The sequence below is a fragment of the Saprospiraceae bacterium genome, from assembly GCA_016719615.1.
In the GTDB taxonomy this organism is placed as follows: Bacteria; Bacteroidota; Bacteroidia; order Chitinophagales; family Saprospiraceae; genus Vicinibacter.
In genome coordinates, this window is the sequence record JADJYQ010000001.1 from 897,460 (window position 1) to 914,783 (window position 17,324).

Annotated in this window: 12 protein-coding genes, 1 tRNA gene and 1 pseudogene; 6 read left to right on the forward strand and 8 right to left on the reverse strand. The window is 38.3% G+C overall.

The window, feature by feature from the left end; genetic code table 11:
* Window positions 1–279 precede the first annotated feature (279 nt).
* The 4 genes from IPM92_03710 to IPM92_03725 all read right to left on the reverse strand — a co-directional run bounded on the left by IPM92_03710 (window position 280) and on the right by IPM92_03725 (window position 3,880).
* Window positions 280–1,263 (reverse strand): YihY/virulence factor BrkB family protein, encoded by a 984-nt coding sequence (locus tag IPM92_03710; protein MBK9107495.1) that lies wholly within the window; start codon window positions 1,261–1,263, stop codon window positions 280–282.
* On the reverse strand, window positions 1,244–1,666 hold the full coding sequence (locus tag IPM92_03715) for an acyl-CoA thioesterase (protein MBK9107496.1): 423 nt from the start codon (window positions 1,664–1,666) through the stop codon (window positions 1,244–1,246). The genes IPM92_03710 and IPM92_03715 overlap by 20 nt, the downstream gene beginning before the upstream one ends.
* Before the next feature lie 45 nt (window positions 1,667–1,711).
* Window positions 1,712–2,965, reverse strand: a complete 1,254-nt coding sequence (locus IPM92_03720; protein ID MBK9107497.1) for an arginine deiminase — start codon at window positions 2,963–2,965, stop codon at window positions 1,712–1,714.
* Window positions 2,966–3,286: 321 nt separating this feature from the next.
* Complete coding sequence (locus IPM92_03725) at window positions 3,287–3,880, reverse strand: T9SS type A sorting domain-containing protein (GenBank protein ID MBK9107498.1); 594 nt, start codon at window positions 3,878–3,880, stop codon at window positions 3,287–3,289.
* 163 nt (window positions 3,881–4,043) lie between these two features.
* Here IPM92_03725 and IPM92_03730 point away from each other — a divergent pair, with 163 nt between their 5' ends.
* From IPM92_03730 to IPM92_03755, 6 genes and pseudogenes are all read left to right on the forward strand, one after another.
* The gene (locus tag IPM92_03730) at window positions 4,044–4,994 is read left to right on the forward strand and encodes an NAD-dependent epimerase/dehydratase family protein (GenBank protein ID MBK9107499.1); all 951 of its coding nucleotides are present in this window, start codon (window positions 4,044–4,046) and stop codon (window positions 4,992–4,994) included.
* Between the two features lie 19 nt (window positions 4,995–5,013).
* Window positions 5,014–6,205 (forward strand): annotated as a pseudogene (gene kbl, locus IPM92_03735) (glycine C-acetyltransferase).
* 191 nt (window positions 6,206–6,396) lie between these two features.
* Window positions 6,397–9,648, forward strand: a complete 3,252-nt coding sequence (locus IPM92_03740) for a PD40 domain-containing protein (protein MBK9107500.1) — start codon at window positions 6,397–6,399, stop codon at window positions 9,646–9,648.
* A 166-nt stretch (window positions 9,649–9,814) separates the two neighbouring features.
* Window positions 9,815–12,124 carry a TonB-dependent receptor gene (locus tag IPM92_03745; protein ID MBK9107501.1) on the forward strand — a complete coding sequence of 770 codons (2,310 nt, stop codon included), beginning with the start codon at window positions 9,815–9,817 and terminating at the stop codon, window positions 12,122–12,124.
* Complete coding sequence (locus IPM92_03750; GenBank protein MBK9107502.1) at window positions 12,121–12,330, forward strand: hypothetical protein; 210 nt, start codon at window positions 12,121–12,123, stop codon at window positions 12,328–12,330. Before IPM92_03745 ends, IPM92_03750 begins: the two co-directional genes overlap by 4 nt.
* A 63-nt stretch (window positions 12,331–12,393) precedes the next feature.
* Window positions 12,394–12,909 carry a DUF1761 domain-containing protein gene (locus tag IPM92_03755; protein ID MBK9107503.1) on the forward strand — a complete coding sequence of 172 codons (516 nt, stop codon included), beginning with the start codon at window positions 12,394–12,396 and terminating at the stop codon, window positions 12,907–12,909.
* Between the two features lie 7 nt (window positions 12,910–12,916).
* Here the strand turns inward: IPM92_03755 and IPM92_03760 are convergent, their stop codons facing one another.
* The 4 genes from IPM92_03760 to IPM92_03775 all read right to left on the reverse strand — a co-directional run bounded on the left by IPM92_03760 (window position 12,917) and on the right by IPM92_03775 (window position 17,254).
* On the reverse strand, window positions 12,917–13,708 hold the full coding sequence (locus IPM92_03760) for a TlpA family protein disulfide reductase (GenBank protein ID MBK9107504.1): 792 nt from the start codon (window positions 13,706–13,708) through the stop codon (window positions 12,917–12,919).
* 21 nt (window positions 13,709–13,729) lie between these two features.
* Complete coding sequence (locus tag IPM92_03765; protein ID MBK9107505.1) at window positions 13,730–14,890, reverse strand: T9SS type A sorting domain-containing protein; 1,161 nt, start codon at window positions 14,888–14,890, stop codon at window positions 13,730–13,732.
* A gap of 1,615 nt (window positions 14,891–16,505) precedes the next feature.
* Window positions 16,506–16,579, reverse strand: a tRNA-Pro gene (locus tag IPM92_03770).
* A 162-nt stretch (window positions 16,580–16,741) separates the two neighbouring features.
* Window positions 16,742–17,254 carry a hypothetical protein gene (locus tag IPM92_03775; protein ID MBK9107506.1) on the reverse strand — a complete coding sequence of 171 codons (513 nt, stop codon included), beginning with the start codon at window positions 17,252–17,254 and terminating at the stop codon, window positions 16,742–16,744.
* Window positions 17,255–17,324: the final 70 nt, after the last annotated feature.

Sequence of the window (17,324 nt, forward strand, 5' to 3'; positions counted from 1 at the left end):
AATCTTGTCTGAAGCAGAATTTACAGAATGAAAGAATTCACAGAATGAAATACGGGATCTAGAAAAGTCTTATTTTGAAAATTCTAAAATTCTGCAAATTCTGATTCTGAAAGTAAATCTTGTCTGAAGCAGAATTTGCTGAATGAAAGAATTCACAGAATGAAGAAGAAGCAAAATTGAGAAATTCTGATTCTGACATTATGAAAATTGTCTGTATGCTGAATCGAATAAAACAAAAAATCGGATTCCATAATGATTTATCCTTAAGAAATATTTTATTCAATCATCTTCCTCCTTCAACAACCTCTTATTCATTTGACTTTCCAACATCAAATCCCTGTTGACCACAATAGCAGCATTCAATTCGAAACCGAGGATCAGTAATAAAGTGTTTAACCGAAGCCAGACCAGGGTAATGATGAGGGCACTAATGGCTCCGTAAACTTTATGATAAGTGCCAAAGGCATTGATAAACATACCAAAGAGAATGGATGTTACAATCACCGATAGCGTTGCAAACAAAGCTCCCGGAGAAATTCCTTTGATGGGTTTTTCAATTGAGGGACCATAACGATAAACAAGGGAGATCACTGAATAAAATAATAAAATGGTTACTAAAAATTTTAAACTGCTGATGGCTATTTTAGTAAACCCGGATAATTCTATATAATTCAAAACGCCTATAAGCACTTTCTCTCCTACAATAATCGACACGACCGATACAATCAAGAGAATGCCCAATGCAAAGGTGAGCCCGATGGCTGTAAATTGTTTTTCGATCCAGTTACGCTTTCTGAAACTCAGTTTGTAAGTTTTATCAAATCCCCGCATCATCGCCAGAATTCCTTCAGAACCAAAATAAACGGCTAGCACAAATCCAATAGATAAAAAACTACTTTTAGCTTTGGGTCTTATGTTTTCAATAATGTCGTGGATCACATAATCTTTCGCTCCCGGCGGGAGTATGGATTGTAAAGCATGTTCTAGTGCGGAATAAAAATCAAGATTTTTGGGCAAATAAGCCGTCAAGGTAAATAAGAAAATAAGTGAAGGGAAGAGGGCCAGAAAAAAATGATAGGTCATGGCACTTGCACGCATATTCAGATCGTTTCTTTGCGATTCCTGATATAAAAAATGCAACACTTTGTAAATGGGAACTCCTCGAAAACCCGGAAAGGAATGTTCCTGCATCCAGTGTTTTAAAGTTTGGACCCAAGGCAAATTCAAAAGCTGAATGCTAAATTTATTTCGTTGGGTTTTCAAAATGGGCTTTCAATTTGTATAGCACAAAATCGGGTACGGAAATTTTTTTACCGGCTTGCGCATCCCAAAAACAAAGGATGACATGTGCGGCATTCAATAATTTTCCTTCTTCATTGTAAATTTCCGTGTCAAATCTTATGAGATCATTGTTAGGTTCTTTTACACAAGTATGGATGTTCAATAATTCATCATAACGGGCAGGCCTGAGATATCTGACATGCATAGATACGACTGGCATCCAGATTTTATGTTCGTTTTCCAGATCCGCATACCTTATTCCCATGGCGCGCATGGCTTCTACACGACCCAGTTCAAAGTATTGGGTATAGTTTCCATAATATACATATCCCATCTGATCTGTTTCGCTATACCTGACCCTTACCTGAATTTGATGCCTGAATATCATTTGACTTTAGGTAAGTTTACCATAAAAATGTATTAACGTTCGTTAGTTTATGGCTCGTAACACCGGACAGGACATACAATGTGGGCCCCCACGGGCTCTGGAGAGTTCGCTGGAAGGCAAGGTGATGATTGTTTTATGAATTTGATCTGGATCGAAATCAGTTTTTAATAATTCGGTGGCATGTATGATCTTATAACCTGCATTGCGAAATGCGGTTTCCGTTACCGGATTTCGGTCATAGGTAAGTGCAACACCCGGCCTTAAAGTGAGTAAGTTGCAGCCGTCGGTCCACTGTTCCCTTTCCTGATAAGGCGATTCTCCATTCCCGCTCCAAATGAACTCGATGTTCGGACTGATCTCATCATGCATAAAGTCGATGACAGAAGGATACTCTACAACGCTGCCTGATTTTCTGTAAACCGTTACATACGAACCCAGTCCATCTTTTACAATGGGTTTGAATCCGATAAAACGATGGTGATCGAATTGCGTGAACAGCGTATCAATATGCATAAAGGAACGTTCCTTGGGAACATCCACTTCAACCACATTTTTGATCAGGTCTTTTTCAAATAATACGCGTTTTAGAGTTTGAAGTGCGTGGTCAGTGGTGCGTTCGCTACTGCCGATGAGTAAATATTCTTCGTTGAGTAACATGAGGTCACCGCCTTCGATGCTAATGGGTTCTCCTTTTTTAGAGGGTGGATAATCATCGATCACATTCAAATTGATCAGTTTGTTTTCATTCGCGAGATAACTGAAATCCGGATGTGCATGCAAAATAAACCGCGTCAGCAGATTTTCGCGATGTCTAACGGATTTGGATGCTTTGGTAATGACAATATGATCTTTGATGGTCAAGGCGATATCCCGCGTAAAAATAAAATTGGGGATCGGATCAAAATAGATCTGATCTTCTTTTTTGTAATAGCCGGAAATCAATACTTCTGATAAAGTATGGTGATCCATTTTGCACAATTCTGAAAAGTAGGCTTTTGGCAATTCTTCAAAATCGCGGATCATATCCATGACCTCGGTTTTGATCTTTTCATCGGCATCTAATGATTCCTTGATGAGTTGTTGGGTTTCTAACACGTTTTTTTCGCCCAGAAATTTCACCAATACGGATCGAAAGATATGATGTTCCCTGCGCATGGTGGGCAGGTGTACAATATCGTCGAAAAGCAATTCGGTAGCGCGCTTCGGACTGATGCGGTCGATCCCCTCATCCGGACTGTGGATGATCACTTTTAATAATTTGTTGATTTCCGAATCAACGTATACCCCTTGTTTCATAATGCATCAATTGGTCACAAAGGTATTCAATTTTTTTGGGACCGGCATTGAACTGCCTGTTATGCTTATTTTATGGGCATTCGTTCGGGATCAAGGAGTTCATTAAAAGAAAAGGTTTTCAACCATTATTTGGGAGTTAACAGAGAACTTGCAAATTTTATCGAAACTGCATGTGTGAATACTACATATTATATAAAAAGGGATGTAAATATGCATTTATAAATGCATTTAAAATTTATTTAAAAATCTCAAAATATATAAACTTCAAATTTTGGATTGATAATTCAGTAAAAATAATTATTTTAAATAATGAAAACCATATCACTCATTTAAAATAATTATTTTGCCGGAAGTGATCCGGATTCCACGAGCATCAATGATTTCAAAAATGTGAACTCCATTCGGAATTTGATGCGGACTCAATTCAAAATAATTTTGATCTGTTTCTGATTTCAATAAAATTTGACCATTGTTTTGGTAGATCGAAAGTTGATATTTCGGATTTGTTGGTTTAAAGTAGAGTAGGGAATTGTTTTGTGCCGGATGCGGACTAATGATATAGCCATTTGAAAAATCGAGTAGTAAAACGGAGACTGTTTCACTGGGTCCCACATTTCCAAATTCAAGCTGATAATAATGTTTACTGTTCAATTGAGGACCTTTATGTGTGAATTGATAAGTAACGGTCTCGATTTTACTGCCGCAAATACCACCAATAAATCCAATTTCAATAAACGATATAGAATCCGTCGAATGCAGTATTCTGATTCCATCACATGTTTGGCCCTGAGTCATTTGCCATTCCAGTAAAATGTTTTTATCGACGGCTATTGCGTTAAAATAATTTAGTACATTTTGTGAAATGAGGCAATGGACCTGAAATAAAAGGATTATAGGTAAGTAAATATTTCGCAACACAATATCATTTGATGTTTAACGGATAATATTCCCGTATTGTTTTGGAGCTTAGTTCTCATGAAGATGGAATTAGTTTAAAATGATCTTTAAAATCAGCGTATTTGAGATGATTTTTTACATCTGTTAAAATCCCCTATCTTTCGCCATCAAATTCGGAGAAATGGGCCAAACTAGAGTTTTAGTACTGGGAGCAAACGGTCAGATCGGCACTGTCCTGGTTGAAGCACTTCGGCAGAAATGGGGTCGTGAAGCTGTCATCAGCTCTGATTTAAAAGCGCCATCACATCCCAGCGGACCTTATGAACTCATCAATGTTTTGGATCAGGAAAGCATTCGGCAGGCTGTTCTAAAGTATAATGTCACCCAGATCTATCACTTGGCGGCTATTCTTTCCGCAAGAGGCGAGCAGGATCCGATAAATACCTGGAACATCAATATGCAGGGGCTGTTGAATGTCCTGAATACAGCGGTCGAAATGAAATTGGAGAAAGTATTTTATCCAAGCACGATTGCCATTTATGGTCCGACCACACCGAAACACATGACGCCGCAACAAACTATTTTTGTTCCAACCACCGTGTACGGTATCAGTAAGCACAGTGGCGAGTTGTGGTGCAATTATTTTCACCAACGCTATAGTTTGGATGTTAGGTCGCTTAGGTATCCGGGAGTAGTAGGCTGGCAATCGCCTCCGGGTGGTGGCACTACGGATTATGCCGTTGAAATTTTTCATGAAGCTATCAAAAATGGAACCTATACATGTTTTTTGGAGGCTGATACGCGATTGCCAATGATCTATATGGATGACAGTATAAGGGCTACCCTTGAACTTATGGATGCACCAAAAGAAAACATCCGGGTGCGTACCAGTTACAATCTTGCAGGCATGAGTTTTACCCCTGCAGAATTGGCTGTAGAAATTCAAAAGCATATCTCCGGCTTTAGCATAAATTATATACCTGATTTCAGACAAGCCATTGCCAAGTCATGGAATGAAAGTATAGACGATAGCGAAGCGAGAAAAGATTGGAACTGGAATCCCCATTACGATCTTGAAAAAATGACCTCGGAAATGATACAAATGTTGAAAGCACAACAACCTTCCAATTGATCATCCATAAATCTTCGATATGTACGGACAAGTAAAAGAACAACTGGCTGCAGAATTAAAAGGGATTCAGGACGCAGGATTGTATAAAAAGGAAAGAACCATCACTTCACCCCAAAGGTGCTTTGATCGATACACTTGAAGGCGGCAAAGTGCTGAACTTTTGTGCCAATAATTATCTGGGATTATCATCACATCCACAAGTTATAGCAGCAGCTAAAACAGCTATCGATCACTATGGCTACGGCATGTCTTCCGTACGATTTATTTGCGGAACGCAGGATCAGCACAAAATGCTCGAAAGGCAAACAGCAGATTTTTTGGGAACGGAAGATTGCATCTTGTATGCAGCTGCATTTGATGCGAATGGTGGCGTATTTGAACCTTTATTGAATGAACAAGATGCCATCATATCTGATGAATTGAACCACGCTTCCATAATTGACGGAATCCGTTTATGCAAAGCACAACGCTACAGATATCTGAACAACAATATGGATGACCTCGAACAAAAATTAAAAGAAGCATCTACAGCAAGGAGAAAACTCATCGTTACAGATGGGGTTTTTTCAATGGATGGGACCATCGCACAACTAGATAAAATTTGTGATCTCGCAGATCACTATCAGGCCATGGTCATGATCGATGAATGCCACGCCAGTGGTTTTATGGGAAAGACCGGCCGTGGAACCCATGAATATCGCAACGTCTTAGGTCGCATTGATATCATTACCGGGACCTATGGAAAAGCATTAGGTGGAGCATCTGGAGGATTTACTGCAGCCCGGAAAGAAATTGTGGATATGCTGAGGCAACGATCCAGACCTTATTTGTTTTCAAATACACTTGCACCTTCGATTGTTGGAGCATCTATAAAAGTGCTCGAATTGCTAAGTGCTTCAACCCAATTGCGGGATAAACTGGAAGCCAATACCAAATATTTTCGAAATGCGATGACCGCTGCCGGTTTTAATATTGTGCCCGGCGAACATCCCATTGTACCGGTGATGCTGTATGAGGCCACCCTGGCTCAAGATTTTGCAGCGGCTTTGTTAAAAGAAGGGATTTATGTGATTGGTTTCTTTTATCCGGTAGTGCCGCAAGGGAAGGCCCGGATCAGGGTTCAAATATCTGCAGTTCATGAGATGGAGCATCTCGAAAAATGTGTAAACGCATTTATAAAAGTAGGTACTCAGCTTGGGGTTCTTTCTTAAGTAAAAAATTATAAATTAATTATATATATATATATCATTAATACAATTGAATATATATTAAATAATATTTTAATATAAAAAGCCTGAGTCAATTCTTTATTTTACCATTTCCTTAGTTTCTTTGTGGTGATTTTGAAATTACGAAATCCTTCGTACATTTGTTGAAATTTTTTAATCTTAAAATAGTATCCATGCGTTACCTATCCATTTTATTTTTATTTGTACTTATGAATGGCTTATCGGGTCAGGAATCCCGATTACTTCGGTTTCCGACCATTTCCAATGACCAGATCGCCTTTAGTTATGCCGGTGATTTATATTCCGTATCAGCCAACGGGGGCACAGCCCGAAAATTGACCAGTCATATAGGTTATGAAATGTTTGCACGTTTTTCTCCCGACGGTAAGAACATTGCATTTTCTGGTCAGTACGATGGCAATACCGAAATTTATTTAATTCCAGCGCAAGGTGGAGAGCCTAAAAGATTAACTTATTCTGCAACTCTTAATCGCGATGATCTTTCGGACCGCATGGGTCCCAATAATCTTTGCATCGGTTGGAAGAATAATGAGCAAATCATTTACAGAAGTCGCTGGCGCGAACACAATGATTTTAGAGGTCAATTGTATTTGTGCAATATTAAAGGTGGATTATCTGAACAACTGCCCTTCAATCACGGAGGTTTTTGTTCGTATTCACCAGATAAAAATAAGTTAGCTTACAATCACGTATTTAGGGAATTCCGCACCTGGAAAAGATATACAGGTGGTATGGCAGATGATATCCGGATTTTTGATTTTGCGACCAAGAAAAGTGAAAAAATTACAGACAACATTCATCAGGATATCATTCCTATGTGGGTTGGCGATAAAATCTATTATTTATCTGCAAGAGAGAGCCGGATGAATTTATTCAGTTATGATACGAAGACCAAACAGACTAAAAAGGTAACTCAATTTAAAGATTATGACTGTAAATTTCCTTCTCATAACGGACAATGGATCGTTTTTGAAAACGGCGGCTACATTTATAAATTAAATACCACGACCGATAAAGCTGAAAAAATAAGCATTCAAATTGCGGATGATTTTGCTACCGGTAGAAATAAATTGACTTCAGTAAAACAAAATATTTCTTCATGGGATATCGGTCCTGATGGAAATCGCGCAGTTTATGTAGCCAGAGGCGATGTTTTTACAGTGCCTCTAAAAAATGGAGTGATTCGCAATCTAACGCAATCTTCCGGAAGTCATGACCGAAATGCAAGTTGGTCTCCAAATGGAAAACATATTGCTTACATCAGCGATGTTACCGGTGAAGATGAAGTATATCTGATGGCACCGGATGGAAAATCTGCGGCCATACAACTCACTAAAAACGGGGATAATTATAAATACGGTTTGCAATGGTCGCCAGATTCAAAGAAAATTTTATACTCAGATCGCAAACAGGGTTTATATGCAGTTGATGTTGATAGTAAAGTAATAATGCTCCTTCATACATCAGCCATTTTTGAAATATCCCAATACAATTGGTCTCCAGACAGTCGCTATGTATGTTTTACAAATCCGGAAAAAAAGAATAACTCTTCCATTTTGATCTATGATTTTGAATCAAAGAAAACAAATGCAGTGACAGAATATTGGTTCCAGTCAAATTCTCCTGTTTTTAGTTCAGATGGAAAATATCTGTTTTTTACATCTGAGAGAAGTTTTAGTCCGCGGTACAATAATTTGGAATGGAACCATGCTTATTTTGATTTGACTAAAATTTATATGGTCACTTTAAGTAAGGAAACTCCGCATCCTTTTGAACCGAAATCTGATGAAGTATCTGTGAAAGAAGATAAAGACAAAAAAGACAAAAAAGGAGATAAAGAAGGAATGAAAGCAGATGCTGCAGACAGCACGATCAAAAAATCCAGCATTGATTTTGACGGAATTTTCAACAGAACGATTGAAGTGACTTCAGTGGCAGGAAATTATTTTGGATTGGAATCATCGGGCGAAAAACTGTATTATTTCAGATCTACTGTCAGCGATCGCATGAAATGGTTTGTGTATGACCTGAAAACGCAAAAAGAAACAGAATTGAGTGCTGATGTAAATGGTTATTCATTTACTCCCGATAAAAAGAAAGTGATGGTATCTTCCAAAGGCAATCAATATATCGTAGATGCTCCATCAGGTAAATTGAATTTGGAAAATGCTTTAGACTTAAATGATTTAAAAGTCAACATTGATCGCAAAGCAGAATGGAACCAGATTTTTAACGAATGCTGGAGACAGATGCGCGATTATGTATATGACCCAAATCTGCATGGAGTTGATTGGAAAGGTTTAAAGAAAACGTATGCAGAATTATTGCCTTATGTGAATCATCGTGCAGATCTCACATATGTCATTGGTGAGCTCATTGGTGAATTGAATTTAGGGCACTCCTATGTTGGTGGTGGCGATTATCCTAAAGCAGATCGCATACCTATGGGTTTATTAGGCGCACATGTGAGTCGGGATGCTTCCGGCTATATTAAAATAGATAAAATCCTAAAAGGCGAAAACTGGAGTAAAACGGTGAGATCTCCTTTAGCTGAAATAGGTTTAAATGTAAAAGCCGGAGATTTTATTTTGGCAGTAAATGGTGTTTCTACAAAAGATGTAAATGATTTCTTTGAGCTCCTCGTGGGCACTGCAGAAAAACAGGTTCGCCTGACCGTCAATACTACAGCCAAAATGGAAGGTTCGCGGGAAATTACCATCATTCCTATCGCCGATGAAAGTAATCTCTATTACTACAATTGGGTGCAATCGAATATTGAAAGAGTCCAGAAAGCCACAAATGGCAGGGTCGGATATTTACACATTCCCAACATGGGACCCGATGGTCTGAATGAATTTGTAAAATACTTTTACCCACAGCTTATCAAAGAAGCCATCATCATTGATGACCGCGGAAATGGAGGTGGGAATGTTTCTCCACATATCATTGAGCGATTGAGAAGAGAACCGGTGCAGGTTGTCGTATCCCGCAATGGAACTCCATCCTTTGAACCTGTCGAACAAATCATTGGCCCTAAAGTAGCCTTAATCGATGAATACTCTGCAAGTGATGGCGACATTTTTGCATATCGCTTTCAGAAGCATAAAATGGGTCCCGTCATTGGCAAAAGATCCTGGGGTGGTGTCGTAGGTATTCGTGGTAGTTTACCGATTGTAGATGGTGGCTATTTAAATCGCCCGGAATTTTCGCGTTATAATTTGGAAGGAACAAAATGGATCATGGAAGGTCACGGAGTAGATCCTGATATTGTCGTAGAGAATGATCCTTATGAATCTTATTTGGGCGCAGACAAACAATTAGACAAAGCGATTGAAGTTATTATGGGATTGATGAAAGACAATACCTATAAAGAGCCAGCGCCGCCTCCATTTCCTAAAAAATAGGCTTGGCAAGTGTGATCAATCCGGAATGTAAGGCATCAGCATCCATTCCGGATTTTGAATCATCCGTTAATTCCATCAAATGATCGATCATTGAAGTGGACTGATCTAAGGAATAAATAGGAAATCCATTTGGATCCTATCTTTGTTTAACAATTATTTCCTTAAAATGAACTTAAGATTATTTCTTCGAGCAAAAGTTTTTATTGCGTTTTTTTTAGTTTTCATAATTACTCATCTGAATGCACAATTTGGAAGCGGTGCTGCTACAAATGTAACCGCTACTTATGTTGGCAAATTTCAGGGACAAGTTTTAGATTCTATAAGCCAGCAACCAGTTGGTTTTGCAAACATCGTCATTCAGGAAGCGCTCGAAAAAAAAGATGTGGATGGAAGCCTTGCAGATGAGAAAGGAAAGTTTAGCATTAAGGAATTAAAAAATGCTAAATATAATGTCATCGTCACTTTTCTGGGATATGAAACAAAAATTCTTGGACCTTTTAAAATCAACAAGGACGTCTACGAGTATAAATTGGGAAATATACTTTTAGTTCCGAAGGCTGAAGTTTTGAGTGAAGTCACAGTGGTGGGAAGCAAAGACCTCATCGAAAATAAAATTGACCGATTGGTTTACAATGCCGAAAAAGATGTGACCTCCAGAGGTGGAACTGCGGCAGATGTATTGCGAAGAACGCCATTACTCACGGTCGATTTGGAGGGTAATGTTTCGATGCGGGGAAGTAGCAATTTGAAAGTATTGATCAATGGCAAACCCTCATCAATCATGTCATCGAGCATTGCCGATGCCTTAAAAATGATTCCTGCAGATGTCATTGAAAAAGTAGAAGTGATCACCAATCCGGGCGCGAAATACGATGCTGAAGGTACGGGCGGTATTATCAATATTGTTACAAAATCCAAGAAGATTCAAGGAGTGTCCGGATCCATATACGCAAGTGCCGGAAGTAAGAGCAGTAGTCTTGGATCTAATGTCAACATCCGCATGGGTAAAATTGGTTTCAATGCCAACGTAGGGGGATATTATTGGCGTGGTAAAGGAGATACAAAAGTGGATCGCGAGAATTTTAATGTAGCCTCAGATCCATTTTATTTGCAGATCGGAAATTCATCCAATAATGGAGGCGGTTTGTATACGCAGCTTTCAGCAGATTATGATATCAATCCCAAAAATTCCCTGACACTTTCAACGAGGTTTCCATTAAACAGATTTGCAAATGAAAATGACCTGACCACATATACCGGATCACAAAAGATCAATTTGCCTTTTTTGTTTGAGCGCAATAGCGATGTCGTCAATAGTACTTTTGGAACAGATTTAAATTTCGATTACCGAAAAACTTTTGATAAAGATTCAGACCGGGAGTTTACATTTTCTGGCCAGTACTCTTATTCCAATAAAAACAGCGATTATGAAACAGACCAGTTGGATTCCTTGGGAGTATTAAACTATCGGGAATTAGGTCCTAATTTAAGTACCAATAAGGAATACACGATAGCTGCCGACTATTTGCACCCTTTTTCTAAAAAAATAAATATCGAAGCAGGTGTAAAATCCATTTTTAGGAATGTGTTCAGCGATATCTATTATGATACCTTGAATTTTGCAACACAAACATATTTGCGGGATGAAAGCAGAAATAATTTATTTGACTATGATCAAAATGTCGCATCTGCATATGGTCAAATTACATTTCCAATTTCCGATAATTTAAAAGCAAGAAGTGGATTGCGATACGAACATACTTTCATTAATGGATTGACGATTTCAGATGGCAACAATTTTGAAAATGATTATGCATCCTGGGTTCCTTCCGGTTTATTGGCTTACACTTTTAAGGATAAATCGAGTTTGAAGTTTTCATATTCTAGGAGAATTCAGAGGCCAAGTATGTTTTATCTGAATCCTTATGTTAACTACAACGACCCTACCAATATTTCCTATGGAAATCCGGAATTGCAACCCGAGATCACGGAGTCTTTTGAAATGAGTTACAGTTTTGCCAAAGACATCAAAAATGCAACGGTCTCTGTGTATCATAAAGTCACAAACGATCTGATCGACAATTATAGATTTATTGATACCCTCGGCCGAACCAATGCAACTTATAATAACCTGGCGAGCAGTACCTCTTCAGGTTTGAGTATTAATGGTGGCATTATGAAATTGGGAACTATCATCTTAAACGGTACCATCAATTTGTATTACCAAAAATTAGAAAGCAGTCAGTTTACAGATGTGCGAAATGATGCATTCAGTTACAGTTTAAATGGATTTGCAAATGTAAATATTACCCCAACGCTGGGAATTACTTTTTTTGGATTTGTTAATTCACCAAAATTGACGACCCAGGGAAAACAATCCAGTTGGTTTGTTTATTCGATTGGATTGCGCAAAGACCTTTGGAAAAAATGGGCGGGGTCTCTATTGGGGTCGACAATATTTTCCATCCTAAAATGAATCTTGATTCTGAATTTAAATCGGAGAGCTTTTCCTACAAAGCTGCTAATCGATTTGAGGGCTGGGGGATTAGAGCTAGCCTTGATTATCGTTTTGGAAAAATGGAATTCGGTGGATCCAAGAAAAAGCGGAAAGGAAAATTAAACGACGATTTGAAACAAGGCGAAGGTGATGGGGGTGGAGGCGGAAATGCCGGCGGCAATTAAATGAGTCAAATTATTTTCATATCTTGCTTGGGTAAATTTATTTTTTAAGCAAAACATTTTACCATGGAACTCAATTTATTAGCGCTGATTCTAGCAGCCATAGCACCTATGATTTTAGGATTTATTTGGTATCACGACAAAGTTTTTGGAAACGCCTGGTTGGAATCTATTGGCATGACTAAAGAAACTATGAATGCCGGAAATATGCTTAAAATTTTTGGCGGCTTTTTTGTTTGTTCCATTATTTTGGCATTTGGTTTAAATATTATTGCAACCCATGATGCATTTATTGCTGGTGCCCTTTATTACGAAACTAACGGGGCAATGGAACCGGATCCGAATTCTGAATCCGGAAAATGGATGCAATACTATTTGGATAAACTTGCTGCGTCCAATCATACTTTTCAACATGTTGCTTTCCATGGACTCCTCATTGGCGGAATTTTTATTACTGTACCCATCATCATTTCAGATGCTTTGTTTGAACACAAAGGATGGGAGTATGTAGCTATTAAAGCCGGCTTTTGGTTGATATCTCTCGCTGTTATGGGTGGGATTCTGGCGAGTATGAGCCTGTAACCGAGCCTTAGATTTTGATAAATGCGACTGATTTTATTTGAACTCCATTTGTGGAATTTAAAGTACAATAATAATATCCCTTCCCTAATTCCGGCAAAATGATATCGTAGTGATTGGAATAGGCAGGTATTATTTTATTTGTATAAATGGGTCTTCCTATGTGATCAAAAACAGATAAATATTGGTTATGGGTTATTGGTTCAAAACTAACAATTGTTAGTACTTGTCCAGCAATGATATTTGAATGTAAGTTCTGGCCTGTTGTCAATGATGAAGAAGTAGTTGCACTCAACTCACAGTCTTTAGGCGATAGCCCAAGCTGGTTAAATCTAAAATCAAAAACCTGAAGGGTAGGGGGGTCGATTTCCATAACAATCTTTTTACTGGAATCAATGACGTAAAAAGTGGGAAACCCAATTACATTGTAGGCATCAACGACGCCATTGCCACCACCCTCAGTTCCGCTGATAGATGGATATTCGATCTGGTATTTGGCATCATAGGCTTTTACTTCTTCATTCGAATCGTTGTAGTCGATAGCGATAAACACGACATCTTTTTTGTTGCACCCATATTTTTTAAAAACTAAATTTACCTGGGGTGAGTAATATTGACAGGGTATACAAGTGGTAAAATAAAAATCGAGAACCACTGTTTTGCCTTTCTCGAGATAATCATAAAGTCGGTGTTGATCGCCGTGTGTGTCAGTTACTTTAAAATCGGGAGCAATTTGTCCGACCTGTGCATTCGTTTGTAATAATAATAAAAAGTATATGAATAGTAAATTGCGCTTTTTCATGATGCTTATTTTGAAAATGATTTAGGGTAAGTAATGAATTATTTTGGAATAGCCCAATGTGGTTTTAGATTTTATTTGAATCAAATACATGCCATTCCTAAGGCTTAATTGATTTATTTCAATTGCATTTTTAGCTTTTGCTATAAATTCATTTTTAAAAACCGGCGTTCCATTGATATTGAAAATTGCAACTTCAGTTTGTTGATTTAGCATAAGATCCGGAAGTTCAAGTTGAAGAATGCTGCCAGCCATATAAGCATGAAAATCTATTTTCGAATATTCGTCGGATTGTTTGGTAGTTGTTTTATAGGGACATAAACGCAACAACTGAAATTTCACATTAGGATCAATAGCATTATTTCCACCAATGACATAAATGCAACTGTCAAGACTAACCATATTGTGATAATTCACACCAATGGGGAGCGAGATGGGATATTGTCCGACGGTTTCTGCTTTCGTATCAAATTGATAAACTTCGGTTCTTTCCTGAAAATCATAATACCCACCGGCCAGAAAAATCTGATCACCAATGGCAGCACCTTGAAAGCCATGAATCCTGGCAGGAAAATTTGTCAGGGCAGTCCAGCTGTCATTATGTGCATCATAACGATGGACGCGGTTGTGCGGAGCGGTGTAGCCGCCACCACAAAACCGGTATATGTGATTGCTGGAAGTAACATGAGCACCATAAAAAAACTGTCCGTCTGGTAATGGATTTTTTGTAGTCCAGCTGTTGGTCCCCGCGTTATAAGTTTGACAAAGTGTGGTCATTCCTTGTCCGGCCAGGCTGTACAATTCTTCATTCAAATTGGCTGCATAATGTATAGCTCTGGGCGCAGTGAGATTTGCAGCAGCATTCCAGCTATCCGACAAAGGATCGTAAACATGATGCGAATTCAATGGACTACCGGAATTGGGAAATCCACCACCGAAAAAATGAATTTTATTATTTACAGAAGTACCTGCTGGTTGCTGGGCCATATAGGGAACGTTTGCTTTCGCCGCCCAACTATTTGTAGCAGGATCGTAGGCGTAATGTTTGTTGGTAGCTCCGCCTACACCGCCACCGCCCATAATGTGAATTTTACCATTTGCCACAGCTACCACGGGAAATGTGAAACTTTCGGGAATGGGAGCCAGTGATTCCCATTTTTGGGCACTTAGAGCAATTGAACTCATGAAGTAAATCATTATGAAACGAAGCAGATTTGAAAATTTCATCGTCAGAATTTAAACATTATGAATTCGCATAATGCTTACAAATTTAATGAAATATATGGAGATATGCAGTTTAAAACCAAAAGTTAAATAGTAGAACCCATCATCTTCATGTTTGTCTGAATCAGAATTTACAGGATTTAAGAATTTACAGAATAAAGTTGTAAGGCAAAAGGTTAAAGGTGATGAATTCCACCGACAAACAACTTAATTTACGAACAATGGTCTGTTTCTCTATCCGCTGATAAGCCCTTTTGTTTAAACTTTAGTTTCCCGACATGACTATAATGTTTTAATTCCTAATAATATTCTTCATTCCCGACATGATCTTGATTATTTAAAACGAGATAATTCTTTATGTCGGGAGGGATGACCAACTGCTTATTTGTCTGAAGCAGAATTTACAGGATTAAAGAATTTGCGGAATAAAGTTGTAAGGCAAAAGGTTAAAGGTGATGAATTCCAAACAACTTAATTTACGAACGATTGTCTGTTTCTCCATCCTTTGATAAGCCCTTTTTTTTTTAAAAATTTAGTCTCCCGACATGACTATAATGTTTTAATTCCTAATAATATTCTTCATTCCCGACATGATCTTGATTATTTAAAACGAGATAATTCTTTATGTCGGGAGGGATGACCAACTGCTTATTTGTCTGAAGCAGAATTTACAGGATTAAAGAATTTGCGGAATAAAGTTGTAAGGCAAAAGGTTAAAGGTGATGAATTCCAAACAACTTAATTTGCGAACGATTGTCTGTTTCTCCATCCTTTGATAAGCCCTTTTTTTTTTTTAAACTTTAGTCTCCCGACATGACTATAATGTTTTAATTCCTAATAATATTCTTCATTCCCGACATGATCTTGATTATTTAAAACGAGATAATTCTTTATGTCGGGAGGGACGACCAACTGCTTGTTTGTCTGAATCAGAATTTACAGGATTAAAGAATTTATTGAATGGAGTCAGAAAGCACCAAGCTATTAACTGCCACTTAAATTCATGTCGGCATGCTGACAAGCCTGAACGAAATATGAAAAAAAGAAACGATCAGAAAACAGGCTTCGTCAGCATTTGAACTTGGAAGAAGCAAGTAAGAAATAAAAAAGGCAGTTAAAGTAGCAACTGTCTACTGTTAACTGCCCACTAATTTCATGTCGGGGTGACAAGATGCCGACGAAACCGGAAAGGGCCTATAGAGGGAAAATAGATCATTGGTCCGGTTTGTCGGCATGCTGACAAGCCTGAACGAGATGTCAAAAATGAAAAGACCAGCAAACAGGCTTCGTCAGCATTTGAACTTGGAAGAAGCCAGTAAGAAATAAAAAAGGCAGTTAAAGTAGCAACTGTCTACTGTTAACTGCCCACTAATTTCATGTCGGGGTGACAAGATGCCGACGAAACCGGAAAAGGACCATAGAGGGAAAATAGATCATCAGTCCGGTTTGTCGGCATGCTGACAAGCCTGAACGAGATGTCAAAAAATGAAAAGATCAGAAAACAGGCTTCGTCAGCATTTGAACTTGCCAAAATGCGCAAAAAAAAAGGTTCTCAAAAGTTGAGAACCTTTTATAGTCGGGGTGACAAGATTTGAACTTGCGACCCCACGCCCCCCAGACGTGTGCGCTACCAGGCTGCGCTACACCCCGAACTTAGGTGTGAGTGTGAGTGTGAGTGTGGGTGAGTGTGAGTGCGTGTGTGCGTGTGTGTGGTGTGAGTGATTGGGGGAATGTAAATTTTAAAATAGCATGAATTTTTACTCATGTATCAAGCGCGAAAATAGTCAGAATTTTGAAAGCACAGCTTTAGCCTCATACCCAGTCGCCTGCATAATGCAAATTGACTTTGGATATTTTTTCGAGATAATCGTATTTCAACCTGATCATTTGTTTAAAATGTAGATAATCGTGGGCCAGCCAATTGCTCAAAATGTAATATGCTGTGATTTTACCTAGTTTTGGGTGTGTAAAAAAAGCATCCCAGATGGGTTCATTGAGTGCTTTTAACCAATGAACAGATTTTTCGCGTTCGTGTAAAAACTCCTTGGTTTTATTGAAATAATCCTGTTCTATGTAATTTCGGGAAAGCACCCAGCCTTGAGGATCAATGGCTTGTAATTCTTCTGTGGACCGATGTAAGGCCAGATCGACCCGCATTCTAAAATCTTCTCTTTCCTCATCACATAGGTGGCAGACGACTTCTAACATACACCATTTCTCTGTACCGGGTTTCCATTTGATAAAATCGTGCTCGTGAATCTCAAAAAGAGCTTTATAAATAGAGCTGTTTTTTTCCAGTTGACTGATGATATATTCTGCATTCATAAGCCGACAAAATTAAAAGAATATACTGAACTCAATTTATTGATAATCATTTTATTATAAATTAACATTA